General features: G+C 39.6%; 19 protein-coding genes. 16 read left to right on the top strand and 3 right to left on the bottom strand.

Annotation, left to right across the window (positions count from 1 at the left end; genetic code table 11):
* The first annotated feature begins 28 nt into the window (after window positions 1-28).
* From IFO69_RS11500 to trmB, 7 genes are all read left to right on the top strand, one after another.
* A complete protein-coding gene (locus IFO69_RS11500) occupies window positions 29-1,732 on the top strand; it encodes a TonB-dependent receptor (protein WP_192010245.1) in 1,704 nt (567 codons plus the stop codon).
* 108 nt (window positions 1,733-1,840) lie between these two features.
* On the top strand, window positions 1,841-2,692 hold the full coding sequence (locus tag IFO69_RS11495) for an SPOR domain-containing protein (protein ID WP_192010244.1): 852 nt from the start codon (window positions 1,841-1,843) through the stop codon (window positions 2,690-2,692).
* A gap of 1 nt (window position 2,693) precedes the next feature.
* Entirely contained in the window at window positions 2,694-3,389 is a 696-nt protein-coding gene (locus IFO69_RS11490) for a MotA/TolQ/ExbB proton channel family protein (RefSeq protein WP_192010243.1), read from the top strand.
* 1 nt (window position 3,390) lies between these two features.
* Window positions 3,391-3,783 (top strand): ExbD/TolR family protein, encoded by a 393-nt coding sequence (locus tag IFO69_RS11485; RefSeq protein WP_192010242.1) that lies wholly within the window; start codon window positions 3,391-3,393, stop codon window positions 3,781-3,783.
* A gap of 4 nt (window positions 3,784-3,787) precedes the next feature.
* Window positions 3,788-4,744: an energy transducer TonB gene (locus IFO69_RS11480; protein ID WP_192010241.1), complete on the top strand. Its 957-nt coding sequence runs from the start codon at window positions 3,788-3,790 to the stop codon at window positions 4,742-4,744.
* A gap of 7 nt (window positions 4,745-4,751) precedes the next feature.
* Window positions 4,752-6,044, top strand: coding sequence for a bifunctional folylpolyglutamate synthase/dihydrofolate synthase (locus IFO69_RS11475; RefSeq protein ID WP_192010240.1), 1,293 nt, complete (start codon window positions 4,752-4,754; stop codon window positions 6,042-6,044).
* A 1-nt stretch (window position 6,045) separates the two neighbouring features.
* Window positions 6,046-6,705, top strand: coding sequence for a tRNA (guanosine(46)-N7)-methyltransferase TrmB (gene trmB, locus IFO69_RS11470; RefSeq protein WP_192010239.1), 660 nt, complete (start codon window positions 6,046-6,048; stop codon window positions 6,703-6,705).
* Window positions 6,706-6,746: 41 nt separating this feature from the next.
* On the opposite strand, the gene IFO69_RS11465 is transcribed toward trmB, so the two are convergent.
* The 3 genes from IFO69_RS11465 to IFO69_RS11455 all read right to left on the bottom strand — a co-directional run bounded on the left by IFO69_RS11465 (window position 6,747) and on the right by IFO69_RS11455 (window position 11,532).
* Window positions 6,747-8,102: a Gfo/Idh/MocA family protein gene (locus IFO69_RS11465; RefSeq protein WP_192010238.1), complete on the bottom strand. Its 1,356-nt coding sequence runs from the start codon at window positions 8,100-8,102 to the stop codon at window positions 6,747-6,749.
* Window positions 8,103-8,252: 150 nt separating this feature from the next.
* The gene (locus tag IFO69_RS11460) at window positions 8,253-9,644 is read right to left on the bottom strand and encodes a 3-keto-disaccharide hydrolase (RefSeq protein ID WP_192010237.1); all 1,392 of its coding nucleotides are present in this window, start codon (window positions 9,642-9,644) and stop codon (window positions 8,253-8,255) included.
* Between the two features lie 241 nt (window positions 9,645-9,885).
* Window positions 9,886-11,532 (bottom strand): UxaA family hydrolase, encoded by a 1,647-nt coding sequence (locus IFO69_RS11455; protein ID WP_192010236.1) that lies wholly within the window; start codon window positions 11,530-11,532, stop codon window positions 9,886-9,888.
* A 135-nt stretch (window positions 11,533-11,667) separates the two neighbouring features.
* Between IFO69_RS11455 and IFO69_RS11450 the strand changes: the two genes are divergently transcribed.
* The 9 genes from IFO69_RS11450 (at window position 11,668) to IFO69_RS11410 (ending at window position 22,126) form a co-directional block, all read left to right on the top strand.
* On the top strand, window positions 11,668-12,663 hold the full coding sequence (locus IFO69_RS11450) for a sugar kinase (protein WP_192010235.1): 996 nt from the start codon (window positions 11,668-11,670) through the stop codon (window positions 12,661-12,663).
* A gap of 8 nt (window positions 12,664-12,671) precedes the next feature.
* Window positions 12,672-13,340, top strand: coding sequence for a bifunctional 4-hydroxy-2-oxoglutarate aldolase/2-dehydro-3-deoxy-phosphogluconate aldolase (locus tag IFO69_RS11445; RefSeq protein ID WP_192010234.1), 669 nt, complete (start codon window positions 12,672-12,674; stop codon window positions 13,338-13,340).
* A 6-nt stretch (window positions 13,341-13,346) separates the two neighbouring features.
* Window positions 13,347-14,351 carry a TRAP transporter substrate-binding protein gene (locus IFO69_RS11440; RefSeq protein ID WP_192010233.1) on the top strand — a complete coding sequence of 335 codons (1,005 nt, stop codon included), beginning with the start codon at window positions 13,347-13,349 and terminating at the stop codon, window positions 14,349-14,351.
* A complete protein-coding gene (locus tag IFO69_RS11435; protein ID WP_192010232.1) occupies window positions 14,344-14,838 on the top strand; it encodes a TRAP transporter small permease in 495 nt (164 codons plus the stop codon). Before IFO69_RS11440 ends, IFO69_RS11435 begins: the two co-directional genes overlap by 8 nt.
* A 2-nt stretch (window positions 14,839-14,840) precedes the next feature.
* Window positions 14,841-16,136 (top strand): TRAP transporter large permease, encoded by a 1,296-nt coding sequence (locus IFO69_RS11430; protein WP_192010231.1) that lies wholly within the window; start codon window positions 14,841-14,843, stop codon window positions 16,134-16,136.
* A gap of 275 nt (window positions 16,137-16,411) precedes the next feature.
* Complete coding sequence (locus IFO69_RS11425) at window positions 16,412-18,124, top strand: acyl-CoA dehydrogenase family protein (RefSeq protein ID WP_192010230.1); 1,713 nt, start codon at window positions 16,412-16,414, stop codon at window positions 18,122-18,124.
* A 127-nt stretch (window positions 18,125-18,251) separates the two neighbouring features.
* The gene (locus IFO69_RS11420; RefSeq protein ID WP_192010229.1) at window positions 18,252-19,391 is read left to right on the top strand and encodes a BamA/TamA family outer membrane protein; all 1,140 of its coding nucleotides are present in this window, start codon (window positions 18,252-18,254) and stop codon (window positions 19,389-19,391) included.
* Window positions 19,392-19,532: 141 nt separating this feature from the next.
* The gene (locus IFO69_RS11415) at window positions 19,533-19,994 is read left to right on the top strand and encodes a (2Fe-2S)-binding protein (RefSeq protein WP_192010228.1); all 462 of its coding nucleotides are present in this window, start codon (window positions 19,533-19,535) and stop codon (window positions 19,992-19,994) included.
* Entirely contained in the window at window positions 19,991-22,126 is a 2,136-nt protein-coding gene (locus tag IFO69_RS11410) for a xanthine dehydrogenase family protein molybdopterin-binding subunit (RefSeq protein ID WP_192010227.1), read from the top strand. Before IFO69_RS11415 ends, IFO69_RS11410 begins: the two co-directional genes overlap by 4 nt.
* The last annotated feature ends 31 nt before the right edge of the window (window positions 22,127-22,157 follow it).

The following is a 22,157-nucleotide window of genomic DNA, read 5'->3' as shown; positions in this document are numbered from 1 at the left end:
TTTAATTGATGTATCGATTTAATTGAAGATGAATAAAATATTAAAAATCATATATTTATCAGTTTTATTTCCGGTGGCTTTGGTGAATGCTCAAGACCAAAAAGGAAACGAGCGTGGAGAGGTAACTGATGCGGAATTCATTATTAGGAAGGACCGGGTATTGAGTTTGCCAAAGCGGCCAAGAAACTTTGAAAGGGTTCCTGCTTTGCCGCAACCTGAAGGACATAGTAATTTTAATTATGATGTTCGGGATTTCTTTTTTGATTTGGCACCGACCAATTCACCTCTGACACCATATCAGAAGAAGTTTCTATCCAATACTGATGAGGCTTACCATGGATTGGTAAGGTTGGGTTTTGGTAATTATCAGTCGCCATTAGCCGAACTATACCTTAATAATTTAGAAAGTGATTACTTGAATTATGGCGTTTACTTGAAGCATCAAGGCTTTTATGAAGGTCCGGTAGACAAGGAAAATTCAGCAGAGGACCATACGCAGATTAGATTAAATGCCAACTATTTTCATGAATACTTTGAGGTATTCGGTCAGTTGGGTTATAATCGTGACCGTTATCATTTTTATGGATACACGCCAGGACTTGAGGTGATGGCAGATGATATCCAGCAATTCTTCCATACCATTTATGGTCAAGCAGGAATTAGGAATATAGATAAAGATGAGCCTTTCAATTATGAAGTAGCCATAGGAGCCAGACTTTTTAATGATGATTATGCTGCCAGAGAGCACGAGATCAATTTATCGGGAAAGACTTCTTATTATTTCAATGATGAGACTAAAGCAGGTGTTGATGTAGCCGCATTCTTGACATCTCCTTCAGATGCTACTTATGCTGATCTTAATAGAAATTATGTGAAGTTTACACCTTTTGTGGCTTATCAGAATGAATCATTTGAAGTAAGGGCAGGAGCTAACGTGATTCTGGAAAATGATGTTTATGAAGGAAAAGACAGTGATTTTCACATTTTTCCTACCATAAATGCCAGCTATAATTTACAAGAAGAATTTGCAGTATATGCCAGTTATGAAGGGGATGTAAAGAGAAATACTTACTACAGTTTTGCTATGGAAAATCCTTATTTGGGGCCTAGTGATCAATTGTTGAATACCATTCAGAAATTTAGGGCAGAGGGAGGAATAAAAGGAAGTGTCAGTGATGCATTTACTTATAAGCTTGGTATAGCTTATGGTGATTATAATAATATGCATTTCTTTGCGAACGGTGCACAAGATAGCACCAGATTCCAATTGATGTACAATAATGGAACCGTATTAAATTATACCGGAACATTAGGATACAGCTTTGGCGATTTTTATCACTTGACCGCGGAAGGTAATTATTATCACTATAGCTTGGATGATATTGATGCATTGATGCCGGGGCTCGACCAGACTGCTGTGGCATGGCAAAGACCCAATTGGGAAATCAATGTGCACAATACCTTTACGCCAGATGAAAAGTGGTTGATTCAAGCTGGCTTGGATATGATGGGAGGCATTGATGTGCTCAACCTTCAATCTGATGGGAATTCATTTACCACAGATACTTTGAATCCAATCATTGATTTAAATGCAAAAATAGATTATAAGATCACAGATCGCTTTTCTGTCTTTGCACAGGGAAATAATTTATTGAATCAAAAAAATGAACGATTTTGGAATTATCAATCGCGTGGAATTCAAGGGATTGGTGGTTTGACCTTTAAATTTTAGTTTCAGTTAGTATTACTGAAAATATGGAATTAAACACATTTGCTGTATTGAGTAATTGCAGGTTTTATCTTAGCTTAGCAATTTAAACCACCAAGAAAAAAGACGATAATGGCTAAAAAGGATCAGGGAAAACATTCTAAACGAAAAGATGAAGATAAGGATTTTGGCTTGCCTGAAATCGAGATCACACCTATCTCCAGCGAAGAAGAAAAATCCAAACCTGCTCCCGAAGCTACCCCTTTAGCTGTGCCCATCTCAAATACTGCTGAGAAAAAGGATGATACAAAACAATCAGAAGAGAAAAGCAAAGAGGAACCTATTAGTAAACAGGAAGAGCCAAAAATTGTAAAGCCCGTGGTGGTTCCTACCGTAACAGAAGAAAAAGCCAAGGTAGAAGAAACCAAGCCTACTGTGGTGGATGAGCCTAAAACTAATCAACCTATCGTGCCCCCATCCAACACAGTTGAAGAGAAGGATGAAAGCAGTAGTAAAACATGGTTGATTGTTCTTCTTATCTTTTTGTTGGGGATCATAGGCTATGCGGTATACTACTTCAATTATCAGCCTGTGGATGTCAATGCAGATTCAAATTTGAATCAAGCGGAGGAAGCAATTCAACCAGTTCAGCCAAAGGAAAGTGAGGAACTTCCAGCTCCAGTAGAACCGGAAGTTAGTGCTCCAGAAGCTTCTAGTGCTCCATCAATGACTGAAATTAATGAAAAGGGTGATCTGCCAAGGTATTTGGTGACAGTTGGTGCATTTATTGATGGTGACTTGGCCAAAGACTTCTCTAAGAAATTGAACAATAAAGGATATAATACCTACCTAATACTTCCCGGCTATGGTTCTTCGTTCTACAAGTTGGCCATAGCAGATTTTGACAATGTGGTGGACGCCACGGCCATGATCGAAAAAGAGCAGGCCAATTTTGAAGAAACTTTATGGGTTTTTAAATACTAATATGATACTACTACAAACTTTATCAACTAACGGGGAAGCTGTAGCTGACTCGCTTGCTGTCATGGAAAACAGTTCGGACAGCATTGGATTATTGGATTTGCTGATCAAAGGTGGATACATGATGATCCCTTTGTACGCCCTTTTTATTTTGGCAATTTACATTTTTGTGGAAAGGATCATTACTTTGAAAAAAGCAGCCCAAACACCTAAAGGAATGATGGACCAAGTAAAAATGATGGTCCAAACAGGGGATATTGGGGGTGCTAAAATGATCTGCCAAGAGGAAGATACCCCTGTGGCGAATATGATTTCCAAAGGTTTGGAAAGAATTGGTAGCCCGTTAAAGAATATTGAAGTAGCGATTGAGAACGTAGGAAAAATAGAAATTTATAAATTGGAGAAAAACCTAAACCTATTGGCGACTGTCTCAGGTGCGGCTCCTATGATCGGGTTCTTGGGTACTGTAGCGGGTATGATTAGGGCTTTTATTGGAGTTGCCCAAGAAGAAGGTATGGTTTCCCCAAAACTACTATCCACTGGGATTTATGAAGCCATGATCACGACCGCAACAGGTTTGGTTGTTGGGATCATTGCCTATTTAGGGTATAATTACCTTGTGGCTAGGGTTTCCAAGCTGATTCATAGTATGGAATACACTACTGTAGAGTTTATGGATTTACTTCAGGATAAAAAGTAATATGGCGCTTCAATCCAAACATAAGGTCAATGCAGCATTTAGCATGTCATCCATGACAGACATTATCTTCTTGCTTTTGATTTTCTTTATGCTTACTTCCTCTTTCATAACACCTTCAGGACTTCCTGTCAATTTACCCTCCAGTGAGGCATCTGATATTGTGATGCAGGAGGTAACGGTTACGGTGACCAAGGACCTGAAATACTCAGTTAATGATAAGATTGTGAGCAGAGAGGAAATCAAAAATGAATTGACTGCGTTATTAAAGGGTAAAGATGGACAAGTTGTCTTGCACATTGACAAAGAAGTTCCTGTTGAATATTTGGTAGAAATAGGAGGTATAGCTGCCATGTTGGAGGCCAATGTTTCCATAGCTACTAAACCTTATCAATAATTTCATGGAAGTACAGAGTATCAATAAAGAAGAATTAGATAGCAAGAAGAAAGCTACTATCATTACCATCATTGTGAATGTGCTGGTATTGGTGGGAATCTACTTTATTGTGGTTTGGCGTCCACCTGTGCCACCCATGGCCCAATTTGGTTTGGAACTTAATCTTGGCTTTACCAATGCGGGAAGTGGAAACAACCAAACTGAAACTCCTCCTTCAGAAAGTGAGCAAATCAATACGGAATCTCCAGCACCTGGTACTCCAGTAGAGCAGGTTACAGAACCGGCACAACCTGTGGTACAGCCAGAAACCAAGCCTGCTGCCAAACCTCAGCCAATTGAATCCAAAAGCAGTTTGGAAACCAAATCCAATGTGACAAGCCCTCTCAAAGGAGCTGAAAAAACCACAGAAGCTGTCAAGGAGACCAATCAACCCAAAGAGACTTCAAAACCAGTTACTCAACCTGCGGAGAAAGAAGAAAAGAAGGTTGAGGAAAAAGTAGAAGAAAAACCAAAAATTGACCAAAGAGCTATTTTGGGAGCAGGAGGGAACAAAGGAAGAAGTAGTGAATCTTCTGCAGGAAGTAGCCAAGGAACTTCCACTCAGAAAGGCGACCAAGGAAATCCTGAAGGTACTATCGATGGACGCTCTATTATGCAATCAGGCCAAGGAAATGCCGGGAATGGTGCCGGATATAATTTGGACCTTGCTGGATGGGATTTTGCCAGTAAACCCAACATTCAGGATAGGGTTTCCAACCGGAATGGTAGAATAGTTTTTAAGATTGTTGTGGATGACAATGGCCGGATAGCACAGGCTATACCTTTGGAATACAATGTCAGCAACGAAGTATTGGCTTATTACAGAGGAGTTGTAAATAAGCTCAATTTCAAAAGAAAAAGCGGTAATCCTACTGCAGAATACTCCGAAGGAAAAATCACCTTCATCATCAAAGTAGATTAGATTTAAGATGACTTATCAGGAAACGTTGGACTATCTGTTCAATGCCTTGCCGATGTTTCAAAGAATCGGTGCAGCTGCGTTCAAGAAAGACCTCAGCAATACGATCAAATTATGTGATCACCTCGGCAATCCCCAACATCAATTTAAATCCATCCATGTAGCAGGAACAAATGGAAAAGGAAGTTCCTCGCATGCTATAGCTGCGGTACTTCAAGAAGCAGGTTATAAGGTTGGTCTATATACCTCTCCCCATTTGAAGTCTTTTACAGAAAGGATAAGAATAAACGGACTGGAAATTCCGGAGCAATCCGTGGTCAATTTTGTAACTGATCATCGGTTTTTTTTAGATGAATTAAAGCCTAGTTTTTTTGAGATGACAGTTGGTTTGGCATTTGATCATTTTGCCAAACAGGAAGTGGACTACGCTGTGGTGGAAGTTGGAATGGGAGGAAGGCTTGATAGCACCAATGTACTAAGCCCAGAGCTTTGTTTGATTACCAATATTGGTTTGGACCATACCCAGTTTTTGGGAGAAACCTTGGCGGAAATAGCCGGAGAAAAGGCAGGAATAATTAAAGAAAAAACTCCTGTCATTATCAGCCAAAACCAGCCTGAAACCTTTTCTGTGTTTAAAGAGCAGGCCATGAATAGGAATGCTCCCATTTTCTTTGCAGACCAATTTTATCAAGTGAAACAGCTGGGTATTAATAATGAGACATTACTATGTGATTATGAGGTTGCAAAGAATGGAGAGAGATCGGTCTTTAAGATGGATCTTTTTGGGAAGTATCAAGAGAAAAATTTGCCAGGTATATTGATGGCCTTTGAGGTGCTAAAGGAGCAGGGGCTGAAGCTGGATGATGAAGTTATCCACAAAGGTTTGGCTTCAGCGGCACAAACATCAGGTTTGAAAGGACGTTTTCAAAAACTTCAAGAAGACCCATTTGTTTATTGCGATACAGGCCACAATGTGGAAGGGCTTTCCATAGTGATGGAGCAGATCGGTGAAATGCATTTTGAGCAATTATATATTATTTTGGGTATGGTCAATGATAAAGATATCAGCAAAGCACTGGCTTTATTGCCCAAAATGGCTCAATACATCTTCTGTCAGGCCAACATCCCTAGGGCTCTGCCAGCTGAACAGCTTCAACAAAAAGCGTTAGAGCATGGCTTGAAAGGTGATATTGTGAAAGATGTAAATGAGGCATTGGCGATATCATTAAAAAAAGCGGATAAAAAGGACTTAATTTTTATAGGAGGAAGTACCTTTGTGGTCGCCGAAATCGAAAACTTGTAAAATGGGTAGAAATAAGCTGGCCAGATTTAAAGCCAACGAAGAAAACAGAAATGTTGTTCAGGAAGGAAAAGAGATTTTTGAACGCATCAAAGGAAACTGGGGAAAAGAACAATTTCATAATGATCAACCGCTTGTGGTAGAATTGGCCTGTGGAAGGGGAGAATTTACGGTAGGTTTGGCCCGTGAATATCCAGAGCAAAACTTTATCGGTGTGGATATTAAAGGTTCAAGAATATGGAAAGGAAGCACCATAGCCATTGCTGAGGGACTGGAGAATGTGGCTTTTTTGAGAACTCAGATTGAGCTATTGGAGCGGTTTTTTGATGAAAAGGAGATCGATGAACTGTGGATAACTTTCCCTGACCCAAGACCAAGAGATGGGGATGAGAAAAAAAGGTTGACATCACCTCGCTTTTTAGAAATGTACAAACCAATGATCAAAGGAGACGGAATAATCCATTTCAAAACAGACAATACAGGTCTATTTGATTATACTTTGGAGCTATTAAATTCAAGGGAAGATATTAAAGATTTAGTGTATACCCATGATTTTTATACTTCAGAATTCAAGGATGACCATCATGGAATTAAGACCCGCTATGAAGCAATCTTCAGTGAAAAAGGAGAAAAAATAAAATACCTGAAATTCAGGTTCAAATAAAAAAACGCCCTCCCAAGGGCGTTTTTTTATATTAAAATAACTTAAACCTTAATTGTTGGTTCATAGCCTTTTTCATACTCTCTAGACCAAAGTTTTTGAGCGGCCTTACTGTTGGTGATATGGCCATTTTTAGTATCACATTCCAATATTTCTCCTGTTCTGGAAGCAATATTTGCCAAATGACATAACAAGGTACTTTTAGCTCCTTCTCCAATTGGAGAATTTTGAACTTGCTTGCCTCTAATGGCTTCAAAGAAATTGTAGACGTGGGTAGTGGAAACATCACCTCCGCCACCAAGTGCAGTACCAGCTTCAGAACCAGATCCGTAATTTTCTTTTACCAATTTGCCATCACGGTCATATTGCTTGTAGCCACTTCTGTCAATAAATACCGATCCTTCAGTTCCATAAATGATAGTTCCTCTGCCACCACCGTAGGTTTGCATGCTGTTCCGGCTTTTTCCGTCCCATTGGATGGTCTTGTTTTCTTCAAATTTGAATACAGCATCCATGGTGTCGTACATGGTCCAACCGTCTTCAGGCCAATGATACTTTCCAGAATCAACCATGACGCGGTTGGGAAATTCAACTTGGAGTGCCCATCTGGCGATATCCAACTCGTGAGTGGCGTTATTTCCTGTTTCGGCAGTACCAAAATCCCAACCATACCAGTGCCAATTATAGTTCCAAGTGTCATGCATGTATTCTTTTCTAGGGGAAGGTCCTTGGAAAAGATCCCAATCTAACCCTTCTGGTATGGGGGCTTTGGTAGGATTGACCACCTCACCTCTGGCATTGGAGTAAAAGGCAGTGGCTTTATAGGCTTTTCCAATAGCCCCTTCATGGATGGCCTTTATGATTTCAATACTTGGTTCTGAAGAACGCTGTTGATTCCCCATTTGAATCACTTTGTTATACTTCTCTTGGTACTCTACCAAAAGTTCACCTTCTCTTGGATTATGGCTACATGGTTTTTCCACATAGACATGTTTGCCTGCTTCAACAGCCATCCAAGTTCCTGGCGCATGCCAGTGATCAGGAGTGGCATTGATGATAGCGTCCACTTTGGGATCTTCTATTACTTTAAAAATGCTGTTTTCCAATTGAGGAACATAATCCAGTCTTTTAGAAAAGTTCTTGGCAGCATTTTCCCTTTGAGATTTCATGACATCACACAGGTAAACCAAGTTTACATTTGATTGAGGCAAAGCAATAGGATCATAGTAAGCTCCTAATCTTCTTCCCAAGCCACAAATAGCTACATTTAATCTTTCATTGGCTCCAAGGATATTTCCGTAGCTTTTGGCCGAAAAGCCTAATGCTCCCAAGCTGGATAGACCTGCAGTGGCCAAAGCTGATTTTTTGATAAACTCTCTTCTATTATTATTGGTCTTCATTTTTTCTAATTTAGGATTAATGGTTATGCTGGGTTTTCAACTCCACAACGCCTATTAAGGAAGAAAGACCCTGATAGCTCAAGTTTATATGAGTATCAGAGTCATTTCAGTTGCTGTGGTTTATATCATATGCCCTAATGAGATATGGGATTATTTAAGCTCTTTGATTTTGATGTTTTTAAAGCTTACCAAGTTGCCATGATCTTGTAATAGGATATGACCTTTTTCAGCTTCACCAAAGTTTTCCCATTTTTTGTACTTACTTTCTGAAACAAGCTTTCTGAAATCTTCAGAACCTCTTTCGTATTCCAAAACTTTAATGCCGTTCAAATAATGCTCTACATGATTGTTAGGATAGACTACCACTCGGCCTAGGTTCCATTCACCTATTTTTTTGGTAAACCTACCTTCTTTGGCTGCTGTAATAAGGTCATAAAGGGAGGATAAAGTTCTATTGCCATCTCTGCCCATTTTGGCATCAGGATGCTTTTCGTCATCCAAAATTTGATATTCTAACCCAATAGCAGACCCAGAAGTTTGTTCATCAAGGGTTACAAAGTATTTTACACCGCTATTGGCACCTTCGGAAAGTTTGAAGTTAAAAGATAGATCGAAAGCACTGTACTGATCTTTTGTAACTATGTCTCCATAAGATTGGGATTCACTGCCATCAGACTCTGCAATGGTCAACTCTCCATCATTTACAGACCATCCTTTTGACGGGAATTCATCTCCGTTTGCAGATCTCCAACCATCGCTATTTTGACCATTGAAAAGTAATTTCCAACCATCTTCTTTTTCATAGTCAGTAAGGGTATTGTCCTTGGTACTTACAACATAAATTCCTTTAGGGAAAGGCTTTGACTCAAGGTTTTCTGTTTGGATTTTAATATTCTTGAAATAGGTTTTTCTTCCCGCATGGTCAGGGTTTTTACCAATGCTATGAACTTGGAGTCCAATGAATCCTTTGCTGTCCATATCATCTACCACATAAGCCACAGGTTGATCGTTTACCCATGTTTTAATTACATTTCCAATGGCTTCTATTCTGTAATGATTGAATTCACCCATTTTGAAAGCACTTCTCGCTTCTGGATTGAGAGTGAGCGGATAAATCCAGCCTCTCCTTGCTTCATCATACAAACCACCAGACCAGGCTCTCTCTTTCGGGTCTGCTTCAATCTGATAACCAAATACCCTGTTTTTTTCAGCGTCATATTGACCACGAGTCATTACACCAGAATTACTGGTAACATCTTCTATTTTAAGATCCAATTCAAGAATATAATCACTATACTCTTTTTCTGTGGATAAAAATGTATTGGGTGTATTGATTTTAGAGATTCCGACGATGGTACCATCTTCGATTACAAATTCTGCTTCACCACCAAGTGGCTTCCAGCCTTCAAGAGACTTACCGTCGAAGAGAGAGGTCCATTCACCATCTTTACTATCTTCAGAACTAACAGCCTTTTCGGAGCAGGAAAAGCAAATTATTCCACTAATAATTACTGCAAGTGGAAAAGAAAATTTCTTAAACATGTTATACTCAGTTTTATTGATTTTAGTAATCTAAAAATGAGGATTTAATCTTTGCTTGTCAAATAATGGAAAAAGTTTAATTACGAAATCGATTCCGATAATGTCAATTTATATGAAGTGGTAAATGTATTTGCTTAAAGTAAATATGTTTTTGTGACTTTTAATATTTGGTGCATGGTAGTAAAAATAGAAGGACACCATTTGGTGCCCTTTTGATATTTTCTGAAGTGAAGTTAAGGTCTTATAAAGAGACCCCTCTTTTCCAAGGAATAAAATCATCTTGATTCAAAGTCATAGCTTTTGCTTTTTTATTTCCACTAGCCACTTCGATGATGTGTTCCAAGATTTCCTCACCCATTTGATCAATACTTTTGTCTCCAGAAATCACACCTCCAGTATTGATATCAATAATATCAGACATTTTTTCTGCTAATATATGGTTGGAGGAGACTTTAAGAACTGGGGTTACTGGGTTTCCAGTAGGAGTGCCCAAGCCAGTGGTGAAGAGAATAACATTGGCTCCAGATCCTGCCATGGCAGTAGTGCTTTCCACATCATTTCCAGGAGTGCACAAAAGATTAAGGCCGGGCTTGGTGACATATTCTGCGTAATCCAAAACATCCACAATAGGAGAGGTACCTCCTTTTTTTGCAGCTCCAGCAGATTTCATAGCATCAGTGATCAGGCCATCCTTGATGTTTCCAGGACTTGGGTTCATATCGAACCCAGAGCCCACAGCTTCAGCAGATGCAGCATAAGCTCTCATTAAGTTCACAAACTTATCAGCCGCTTCATCTGTTGTGCATCTGTTGATTAACTCCTGCTCCACTCCACATAGTTCTGGGAATTCGGAGAGGATAGTTTTTCCTCCTAAAGCAACCACTAAATCAGAAGCATGGCCTACAGATGGGTTCGCCGAAATCCCAGAGAAACCATCAGATCCGCCGCATTCAAGGCCAATGGTCAATTTGCTCAAAGGAGCAGGTTTTCGATCGGTTTGATCAGCTTCTGTCAGTGCCAAGAATGTCTTTTGAATAGCGTTGGTCAGCAAAGTACTTTCTGTCCCTTCCTTTTGCTGCTCCAGTAATATCACTGGTTTCTTCAAGTCAGGATTGATCTTGTCCAGCTTCTCTTGCAGGATAGTAGGTTGAGCATTTTGGCAGCCCAAACTTAAAATAGTGGCACCTGCTACGTTGGGGTTGTTTATATATCCTGCTATTAGGGCACACAGCATTTCAGAGTCCTGTCGAATTCCTCCGCAACCTCCCTGATGAGTCAGAAACTTAATGCCATCTATGTTTTTGAAGATTCGGGTTTCCCCATCTTGATCAATCGTTTCCACACTCAATTGGGCAATCTTTTCTTTTTCCCCTTGGGTATATAGGTCACGCATTTGCTTTACAAAAGTCTTATACTTATTTGGTTTGGCAAAACCAAGCTCTTCTACAAAGGCTTGCTTCATAATTTCGATATTTCTGTTTTCACAGAAAACCAAAGGAATGACCAGCCAATAATTCGCTGTTCCTACTTGGCCATCTTCTCTGTGATAGCCCATAAAGGTTCGATTTGCCCATTTTGATACATCTGGAGCCGTCCAAGATTTAAAATCTCTTTTTCCAGTGAATTCAGATGTCTTGTGGGCAACATTTTGGGTTGTTAATACTTCACCTTCAGCAATGTCATTCATGGCTTTGCCACAGATAATACCATACATGTAGATGTCATGATCTTTGGCAAAATCCATCTCGGCAAATTTATGCTTCGCCTTGACATCATGTGTCAATGTGATCTCTTTACCTTCAAAAGAAATATTTTCTCCTGCTTTAAGGTCTGTAAGAGCCACCAACACATTGTCATTTGGATGAATCTTTAAAATTTTATGTAGCATGTGAATTAAAATTTATATATTGCGCAATCGATTGCACAATTTAGGTAAAAAAATATTAATGAGAATAAAATTCCCGTTTTTTTTCTAAAGGAAATTATTTTGGGCTTAATTCGGGAAATAAAATTGAACTTATCCATGAATAAACGAGTGATTAGCCTTGGGGAAATCATGATGAGATTATCCACTCCAGGGTACGAAAGATTCATCAGTGCAGACAGTTACAACGTAGTTTTTGGAGGAGCAGAAGCCAATGTAGCCATATCCTTGGCCAACTGGGGAGTCTCCGCTGCTCATGTCACTGCCTTTCCAAACCATGATATCGGTAAATCAGCAGTGCAATATCTTAGGTTTGCCGGTTTGGATACCTCACACGTTTATTTTGATGAAGGGAGAATGGGTTTATACTTTGTGGAAAACGGGGCCATGCAGCGTTCATCTAAAATCATTTATGATCGTTTCGACTCCGTTTTTGCTAATTTTGACCCTTCCAAAGTTGATTGGAAAAAAATCTTTGAAGGAGCGGATTGGTTCCATTGGACAGGAATTACGCCTGCCATTTCAGCCTCAGCTGCTAAACTTTGCCAGGATGCTGTCAAGGCTGCCAAGGCCCAAGGAGTCAAAATTAGTGGAGACATTAATTACAGAAGGAATCTATGGCAATATGGCAAGCAGCCTTTGGATATTATGCCCGATCTGATTGCCCAAACGGACCTTATTATTGCCGGCCTTACGGATTTTGAAAACTGCATGGATATCCATGAGGAAGATTATGTAACGGCCTGCAAAAAGGCCCAGGAGAAATGCCCCTCAATTAAGTATGTTTCGACCACTTACAGGGAGTCCATCAGTGCTTCCCATAACAAGTTGTGCGGGGTGCTATGGAATGGAGAAGAACTTCTAGAGTCAAAGACTTATGACATGACCCATATTGTTGACAGGGTAGGTGGTGGAGATGCTTATATGGCCGGATTGATTTATGGCTTGTTGGGGTCGGGAGACCAGGAGGCTTTGGAATTTGCGGTAGCAGCATCTGTTTTGAAACACAGTATCCCCGGGGATGCCAATTTTGTGTCTGTGGATGAGGTGAGCCAGTTGGTAAAAGGAGAAAATATAGGGAAATTATTAAGATAAATAGATTTATGAAATTCAGTAAGAGTGAGGTTATCGCGGCAATGGAAGAGACAGGAATGATTCCTGTTTTCAATCATTCAGATATTGCTGTGGCCAAAGATGTATTGGATGCTTCCTTTAAAGCAGGTGTCCGCGTGTTTGAATTTACCAATAGGGGAGAAAATGCACTGGAAGTTTTTAAGGAGTTAAAGAGTCATGCTTCCCAGTATGAAGGATTGATTTTGGGGATAGGCACCATCTTTACCCCTAAGCAAGTGGAAGAATTTTTGGAAGCGGGAGCTGATTTTGTGGTCTCTCCGGCTTTGATCCCCAATGTCATTGTGACCTGTTCTAAAGCGGATGTACTTTGGATTCCAGGCTGTGGAACGGTGACAGAGATTTTTAATGCCAAGGAAATGGGAGCTGAAGTGGTGAAGGCTTTTCCTGGAAATGTATTGGGGCCATCATTTGTGTCAGCTGTCAAAGCAGTATTGCCAGAGATCAAGATCATGCCTACTGGAGGTGTAGAACCAACTGAGGATAACCTCTCCACTTGGTTTGATGCAGGGGTGACCTGCGTAGGTATGGGCTCCCAATTGTTCAATAAAGAATGGATCAAACAGAAGCAATTTGATGCGCTTGAAAAACAGATTTCACAAGCATTAGGCATTATAGAAACAATCCGAAATTCTAAATAATCTAAAATGAAGTTTGTCAATTATTTTAAGCCCAATATTTTTCTTAAACTACTGATTTTTATTTCATTATTTTCCCTCTATTCATGTAAAGGTACAGGTGGTAAAACAGTTATTAAATTGGGGCATGGGCTAGATACCAACCATCCGGTTCACTCCGCGATGTTGTACATGGCTGATAAGCTAGAAGAGAAATCTGGAGGAAAGATGGAGCTAAAGGTTTATCCCAATGCTCAGCTTGGAAATGAAAGGGAATTGGTTGAGTTACTTCAAATAGGAAGCCTTGGGATGACCAAAGTTAGCTCAGCCGTCATGGAAAGTTTTGCGCCTAAAATCCAAGTGCTCAGTCAGCCTTATTTATTCAGAGATGATGCACACAGGGAAAGGGTGTTGAATGGAGAAATTGGAAAAATGCTACTAAATGAGGGTACCCAATTTTGGCTAAAAGGACTTTGTTTTTATGATGCTGGGTCGAGAAGTTTTTATAGTAAAGATAAACCTGTAGAATCTCCAGATGACTTGGTAGGAAAGAAAATCCGGGTAATGGAAAGTAATACAGCTATTAATATGGTCAAGAGCTTTGGAGGCTCACCTACACCGGTATCTTGGGGGGAGCTTTACACTGCTTTGCAACAAGGTATAGTAGATGGAGCAGAAAATAATCCTCCGAGTGTGATCAGTTCCAGACACTATGAAATCTGCAAGTTTTATTCCATTGATGAGCATACAGCGGTACCTGATATGTTGATTGTTAGTACCAAGGTTTGGGACAGATTGAGTGATCAGGAAAGAGAATGGCTTCAGGAAGCAGCTGATGAATCAGCGGTATACGAGTACAAGATTTGGGCAGAGGCTGAAGAGGAGTCGATGAAACAGTTGGAAGAAGCTGGTGTGACCATTACATATCCGGACAAGGAGCCTTTCAGAAAAGCTGTGGAGCCGATGTATGAAGAAATCAAAAGAACCCAACCGGAAATGTACGAAATCATTGAAAAGATCAGAAACCATGAATAACCCAAGCAATTCTTTAAAGAATAAAATCAACCATAAGGTAGGTTACGTTTTGATTGTAATTATGGCGCTTATGGTGATTAATGTAACCTGGCAGGTATTGTCCAGGTATGTTTTTATGTCTCCTAGTTCATTTACTGATGAGTTGGCTCGTTTCCTTTTGATCTGGTTGGGTATGTTGGGAGCAGCATATGTAGCGGGGCATAATGAGCACTTGGCCATTGATATTTTGCCAAGTAAGTTAACCGGAAAAGCTAAGAATAATTTGATGGTATTTATTCACCTAATCATCATTGGATTTGCAGTGCCGGTTATGATTTTTGGAGGTAGCAATTTGGTCTATATCACTTATATGCTGGGACAGAAATCAACCACTTTACAAATTCCACTGGCCTATGTTTACACCGTGATTCCTCTGAGTGGGATATTGATTTTTATCTACCAAGTGGCAGACATCAAGCTTATTCTTCAACATAACCCAAAATTTTAATCATGGAATATATTACTATAATCATATTAGTTTTAAGCTTTATAACCTTGATGGGGCTAGGGGTACCTGTGGCCTGGAGTTTAGGTTTTTCCAGTTTATTGACACTATTGGTCACTGTTGCTGCTGTGCCGTCCATGACGACTATTGCTCAACGGATGGGAGCAGGGTTGAATAGTTTTTCCCTTTTGGCCATTCCTTTCTTTATCCTCGCTGGGGAAATCATGAATAAAGGAGGTATTGCCAATCGCTTGATTAATCTTGCCAAAGCGCTCAGTGGAAGGTTGCCAGGTGGGTTATTGTATGTGAATGTGATTGCAGCCATGCTATTTGGAGCCATCGCTGGTTCGGCTGTGGCCGCAGCTTCTGCTTTGGGTGGGATCTTGGGTAAGAGAATGGAAGATGAAGGTTATCCAAAAGAGTTAGGGGTAGCTGTCAATGTGACTTCTTCCACTACTGGCTTGGTGATTCCTCCTTCTAATGTACTGATTGTATATTCTTTGGCCAGTGGTGGTGTGTCTATCGCAGCTTTGTTTGTGGCAGGTTACATTCCTGGATTATTTATTGGGCTTTTATTGATGCTTACAGCAGCGTATTTTATCAAAAAGAAAAAATTACCAGCGGGTGAAAGTACTTCTTTTAAAGAATTGGGGAAAGTATTTATAGATGCTGCTCCAAGTTTGACTTTGTTGGTCATTGTAATTGGTGGAATTGTAGCAGGTATATTTACCGCTACAGAAGCTTCGGCAATTGCTGTTCTATATTGTTTGGGGCTTTCTTTCTTGTATAGAGAATTAAAGGTGAAGGATCTTCACGCCATTTTATTAAAGTCCTCTGCAACCACAGCAGTTGTGGCCATGTTGATTGCCACATCAATGGCGATGTCTTGGGTCATGTCAAGTGAAGATATTCCTCAGTCCATAAGTAGTGTTTTACTTTCTTTAAGTGATAATAAATATGTGATACTAATTATCATCAACCTTATCCTTCTTTTTGTTGGGATATTTATGGATATGACTCCAGCTGTATTGATCTTTACTCCAATATTCTTGCCTGTAGTAACCGAACTAGGAATAGACCCAGTTCATTTCGGAATCATAATGGTTTTAAATTTATGCATTGGATTGTGTACCCCTCCAGTTGGCTCTGTACTGTTTATTGGAGTGGGTGTTGCGAAAACTTCAATTGCTAATGTTGTAAAACCACTTTTGCCATTCTTTGTGGCCATGATCATTGGCTTGGCAGTGATTACCCTTTGGCCTCAGATGGTCCTTTGGTTGCCAAACTTATTTGGGCTATAAAATTAACAGCTTTCTTACCCTATAAAACACTAAAGACTGTCACTTGGACAGTCTTTAGTGTTTTATAGGGTCGCTGTGACAAATAGATGCGTCTTGTTTTGGTTTTTAAACCTTTTACATTACTGTTAAGGGTTAAAGTAATATTTCAACAAACGATTCAATTGTTTTTTCGTTCTTATTAAAAGGGATGAGGGCTAAATTGATAAATGTTGTTAATTATTGTTTACTTCTCACCTAAAATTTTATTAGATTAACTAATAGGTTAAATTTAATTTATGGAAGGAGTTCTAAATTTTTCTTATGGTAAATTATTCACTTCCGACACTGTGCTAGACAATGCCTACATGCCTAGCAAAAATTTTTTTGTCAGTGATCAAATTTTTGTTCATTTTCTTCAAAAGGAGATATCCAAAGAGGCATGGGCGTTTATGCAACCAAAACTAAGTCGTTTAGGCTATAAAGCTGCATCATTATTAGATCATTTTTCTCTTTCTGCTGACAAAAATCCACCTTTTTTAAAAAAAAGAGATGCTTATGGAAGGACCATAAATGAAATTGTTTTTCATCCAGATTATAAAAAACTGTTGCAGATAGCAGTAGAGTCAGGTATGCTCTCTGTCAAATGGGATCCCGAACTCAGAGAAGAATACAAGGGTTATTCCAATCGATTGTGCTTTAGTTTGGCATTTCTCTACGGGATGGGTGAAAGCGGTGTAAGCTGTCCTCTTTGTATGACTGATGGGGTAGCAAGGGTGATCAATAGTTTTGCGGATGCAGAAGATAGGGATCGGTTAATGAAACATATTTATACCAATGATGTAGAACAATTGTTTACCGGTGCCATGTTTTTAACTGAAAAATCAGGTGGGTCTGATGTAGGTAAAAATTTGGTTTCTGCTCAAAGAATTGATAGTAGCTATTACTTATTGAATGGTGAAAAGTGGTTCTGTAGTAATGCAAATGCAGAAATCAAGTTGGTTTTAGCTAGGACCAATCCTGATGTGAAAGGAACTGAAGGTCTTTCTTTATTTTTAGTTGAAAAGCATAAGCCTGACGGGCAAATTAACCCTATGGATATCATTCGGCTAAAAGATAAGTTGGGAACTAAATCAATGGCTAGTGCTGAAATCATCTTGACAGATACTTTTGGGAAATTGATAGGCAAAGAAGGTGAAGGCTTCAAAATCATGGTTGAAATGATCAACCTCTCCCGATTGTGGAATTCGGTGATTGCAGTTTCAGCTTTTAGAAGGTGTTTGATAGAGGCTTATCAATTTCTTTCACATCGTCACTCTTTTGGTAGGAGAGTTTTGGATCATGCACTTGTTAGGAACAAATTATATGATTTATGTTGCAGGTATACGGCAGACTTTTACCTGACTTGGAAAGCCATATCATTCCTGGATAAGGCAGATAGTGGGGATGCTTCAAGTGGACAAGTTTTGAGAATGATTACTCCTATGGTGAAAAGACAAACAGCTGAAACAGCTGTATATGGAATACGGGAATGTATGGAACTGATGGGAGGGATGGGGTATATGGAAGATACCATTCTCCCCAAATTTATGAGAGACACACTTGTTTTACCAATTTGGGAAGGTACCAGCAATATGATGGTCTTGGATATGCTAAGAACTTACAATAAGAATAATGGTTTAATTCCTTTGATGGAAAACACTCATAAACATTTGATTTTGGGAAATGAGTATGAGAAGGATAAAAACAGGTTAACAGTTTTATTGTCGGATATGGCAGAGCTTAGGAGCATGGATAAAGACCATATGGAAATTAATTCTGAATATATTTTTAAAGAATTAACTTTATTTGTGCAAAAAGGTTTCTTATTGAGGGCTGAAGACAGTGAGAGCACTTATTGGATTGGTCCGGCCCTAAAATACCTCAATGAAAAAATTTATGGAAGGCCTTCAGGGACAGTTGTTCCTCCTTCTACTGATGAAATCATAAGAATGATTGGTTGGGGATTTTGATTATATTACAACTCTCATGTAATTATAATGTCATTTAAGCATTATTTTTCTTCTATTTTGATAATTTGCCAACCATCTTAAAGTATTAGCGTTATAAAGCTAATCTAGAATCTTTAGCAGATTGTTCATGAGGAAAAATATATTTTTGTCTTTTATGGTGTGGCTACTGAGTTACACCTTAGCTGAGGCACAAAAACAAAGCTTTATAAAGCGATATTGGAATAGCATTATCAATGATTCCAGTGATGTTTCCGAACCCCAGTTTTTTGTTTACCCTACCTTGGCCTATGCGCCAGAGACAAGTTGGGAAATTGGACTGAGCTCCTTATATGTTTACTACGCCAAAAAAGATACAGCGAATCGCTTGAGTGAAATCAATGGGTTTACTTTTGTTACTTTGGAAGGGCAATATGGATTTTGGTTTGATCATGCAGTTTATTCCGATAAAGAGGATTGGTTTTTCTTGGGACGTTTGAGGTTCCAAAGGTTTCCGATGTATTACTATGGATTGGGACCGGATACACCTGAAGAATACTTGGCTTTAGTGGATTCTCGGCAAGTGCTCATTAAAGAGAGGGTGCTGAGGAAACTAAAGAAAGACTTTTATGTAGGGATGGAACTTGACTTGAACCGTTTTGGTTCGGTGGAATTTCATCCCAAGGAAGAAGGAGCGAGCATTGAAATGCCGATCGGGAGTGAGGGATCAACGAATTTAGGATTAGGTCTTGGCTTTGTTTATGATAACCGTCATAATGTGCTCAATGTTCGAAATGGTTTGTTCTCTGAGTTAGCTTATCTAAAATACGCACCGTTTTGGGAAGCTACTTATGAGTTTGGAACGATAGTTTCAGATAATAGAATTTATCGTCCAGTAGGCAAGGACAATGTTTTTGCAGCTCAACTTTTTGGACAGTTCAATACAGGAGATGTCCCTTTCAATATGATGAGTGCTCTTGGCGGTGAGAGTATGATGAGGGGCTATTATTATGGAAGATTTAGGGATAAAAATTACATTTCCTCACAAGTAGAGCTTAGGTTTTTACCTTTGCCCTTAGGTTTTTCCAATCGTTTTGGAGCAGCAATGTTTGCCGGCACTGGAACTGTATTTTCCGATTTCAGTAATTTATCTTTGGATAAAATGGTGTGGTCTGCTGGTGCTGGTATCCGCTTCCTGCTATTTCCCAATAAGGATATTTATACCAGACTGGATGCTGCTTTTACCCAAGAAGGTCATGGTTTTTATATTTATATTGGAGAGGCTTTTTAATCCATATTGGGCTTAGATATGCCGTTCATAGAAATAAATTCATCCGGCTATCTTTTTTAAAATTTGATTGGTAAATTGAATGTAGACAACACAAGCAATGCTATGAGTTTTGATCTCGTCACTAACCTAAAATCAAATAAAATGTCCCAATTTAATCTGACAATCAACCAAAAGAAATATGACGTTGATGTTGATCCCCAAATGCCACTTTTGTGGGTAATCAGGGATATCATTGGCCTCACAGGTACCAAATATGGATGTGGAATAGCCCAATGTGGGGCTTGTACGATTCATTTTGATGGAAAAGCGATGCGCTCATGTGTATTGCCGATTTCGAATGTAGGTGATGCTAAAATTACCACGATAGAAGGACTTTCTGATGATGGAAGTCATCCCACACAAGTGGCCTGGAAGGAAATGGATGTGCCCCAATGTGGCTATTGTCAGGCCGGCCAAATCATGGCCGCTGTTGACCTAATAAATAAAAAGCCCAATCCCTCGGATGAGGATATCCATAGAGGGATGACCAATGTTTGTCGATGTGGAACGTATAATCGTATCAAATCGGCCATCAAATTGGCTGCTGAAGGAGGTAAGTCATGAAGGAGTTAGGAGTTATGAACCGTAGAGGCTTTATGAAAGTAAGCTTGGCTTCTGGAGGAGGAATGCTATTGGGATTTAGTTGGTTGGGAGCCTGTAATAACTCATCAGGAGAGGGAGTGATTCATGAGCAGGTAGATTTCAATGCATTTGTCAAGATAGATTCTTCAGGAATGGTCACCTTAATGTCTCCCAATCCTGAAATAGGACAAGGGGTAAAAACATCACTTCCTATGATTGTTGCTGAAGAGCTGGATGTAGATTGGAAAAACGTAAAAATAGAACAAGCGGGTTTGGATACAGAAAAGTATAGCAGGCAGGTAGCTGGAGGAAGTGGTTCTATTAGGTCAAGCTGGGATTCTTTTAGAAAAGCAGGGGCAACTGCAAGGGTAATGTTGATCAATGCAGCTGCTGCAGCATGGGGCGTTGAGTCTTCTTCATGCTATACATCAGCCGGATCGGTTTATCATAAGGATAGTGACAAACAATTCAAATATGGTGATTTGGTTAATTCAGCTGTTGCACAAAAAGTTCCTGAAGATGTGCCTCTAAAATCACCAGGGACATACAAACTATTAGGGAAGCGAATTGCTAATGTAGATAATGATGCAATTGTTACAGGTAAACAATTGTACGGGATTGATACGAAGCGAGAGGGAATGAAATATGTATGTATTTCTCGGCCACCTGCTTTTGGTCAGGAACTAGTTTCTTATGATTCGACAGAAAGTCTAAAAGTCTCTGGGGTGGAGAAAGTAATCGACTTTGATCATAAAATCGCAGTACTCGCCAATAATACCTGGGCTGCCATGCAGGGTGTCAAAGCTTTGAAGATTGAATGGACAGGCAATGAAAGCTTTGACAGTACAAAAGATTATCTTACTAATTTTAAGAAAGCGCTGGAGACCAAGTCAAATCAGGATCCAAAACGGAATGATGGAAATATAGATACTGCTTTTGAGGGAGTTGAAGAAATCATTAGCCTTGATTTTGAAGCACCATTTCTTCCCCATAATACCTTGGAGCCGATGAATTTCTTTGCAGATGTGAAAACAGATAGTGCTGAACTATATGGACCCATTCAAACACCAGAAAGAACAAGAAAAAGAGTAGCTGAGCAGATTGGAATTCCGGAAGAAAAAATCCAGTTGGGATTAACCCGAATGGGAGGAGGTTTCGGTAGGCGATTAATGTCTGATTTTGTAGAAGAGGCAGCCATGGTCTCCAAGCTTGCTCAGGTTCCAGTAAATGTGATCTGGACCAGAGAGGATGATATGGGAGGAGGATTTTACCGTCCAATGGGCTATTACAGATACAAAGCTGCATTAGATGCGGACCATAATTTAATCGCTTGGCATCATGATTCAATTGGTTGTTCTGGTAATCTTTCCCGCCAGGATAATTTCCCAGCAGGGGCAGTGGAAAACTTTAGGGTAGATTCTAGGTTATACGAAACACCTGTCACAACAGGGCCTTGGAGAGCACCCAATCATAATTTTATAGCCTTTACTGAGGAGTCTTTTGTTGATGAAATAGCCAATAGAACCGGAAAGGATCCGCTTACATTTCGGCTGGAACTACTCAAGCAGGCAGAGGATAATCCTGTAGGAAAAGTTGATTATGATACTGAGCGATATGCGAATGTGCTGAAGAAAGTAGCTGACATGGCAGGATGGAACAAAGTAAAACCGGACGGAATATATCAAGGTTTGGCTGCTCATTTTTCCTTTGGCTCCTATGTTGCTGAAGTGGTAGAATTAGAAAAAATGAATGATGGAAAGCTCAAAATAAAGAAAGTGTATTGTGCGGTGGATTGTGGGATAGTGATTAATAAAAGTGGTGCAGAAACACAGGTTGAGGGTGGGATTATTGATGGATTGGGACATGCCTTATATGGCGAAATTACACTTACCAATGGCAAAGCTGACCAATTAAATTTTGATCAATATAGGTTGATTAAAATGAAAGAAGTCCCAGAAATCGAAGTTCATTTTATTCAAAGTGATGAGAGTCCTATGGGGCTTGGGGAACCTGGTTTACCACCTGCAGGAGCCGCATTGGCAAATGCTGTTTTTGCGGCTATTAATGTTAGGTTGACCGCTCAGCCATTTATAAAGAGTGACATTTTCGTTTGATTCAAACTAAGTTCAATTTTGTTGAATATTG

Source organism: Echinicola arenosa (assembly GCF_014841125.1).
GTDB classification, from domain to species: domain Bacteria; phylum Bacteroidota; class Bacteroidia; order Cytophagales; family Cyclobacteriaceae; genus Echinicola; species Echinicola arenosa.
The sequence above is the reverse complement of the archived record's forward strand: the minus strand, read 5'-3'. Positions and strand labels throughout refer to the sequence as shown.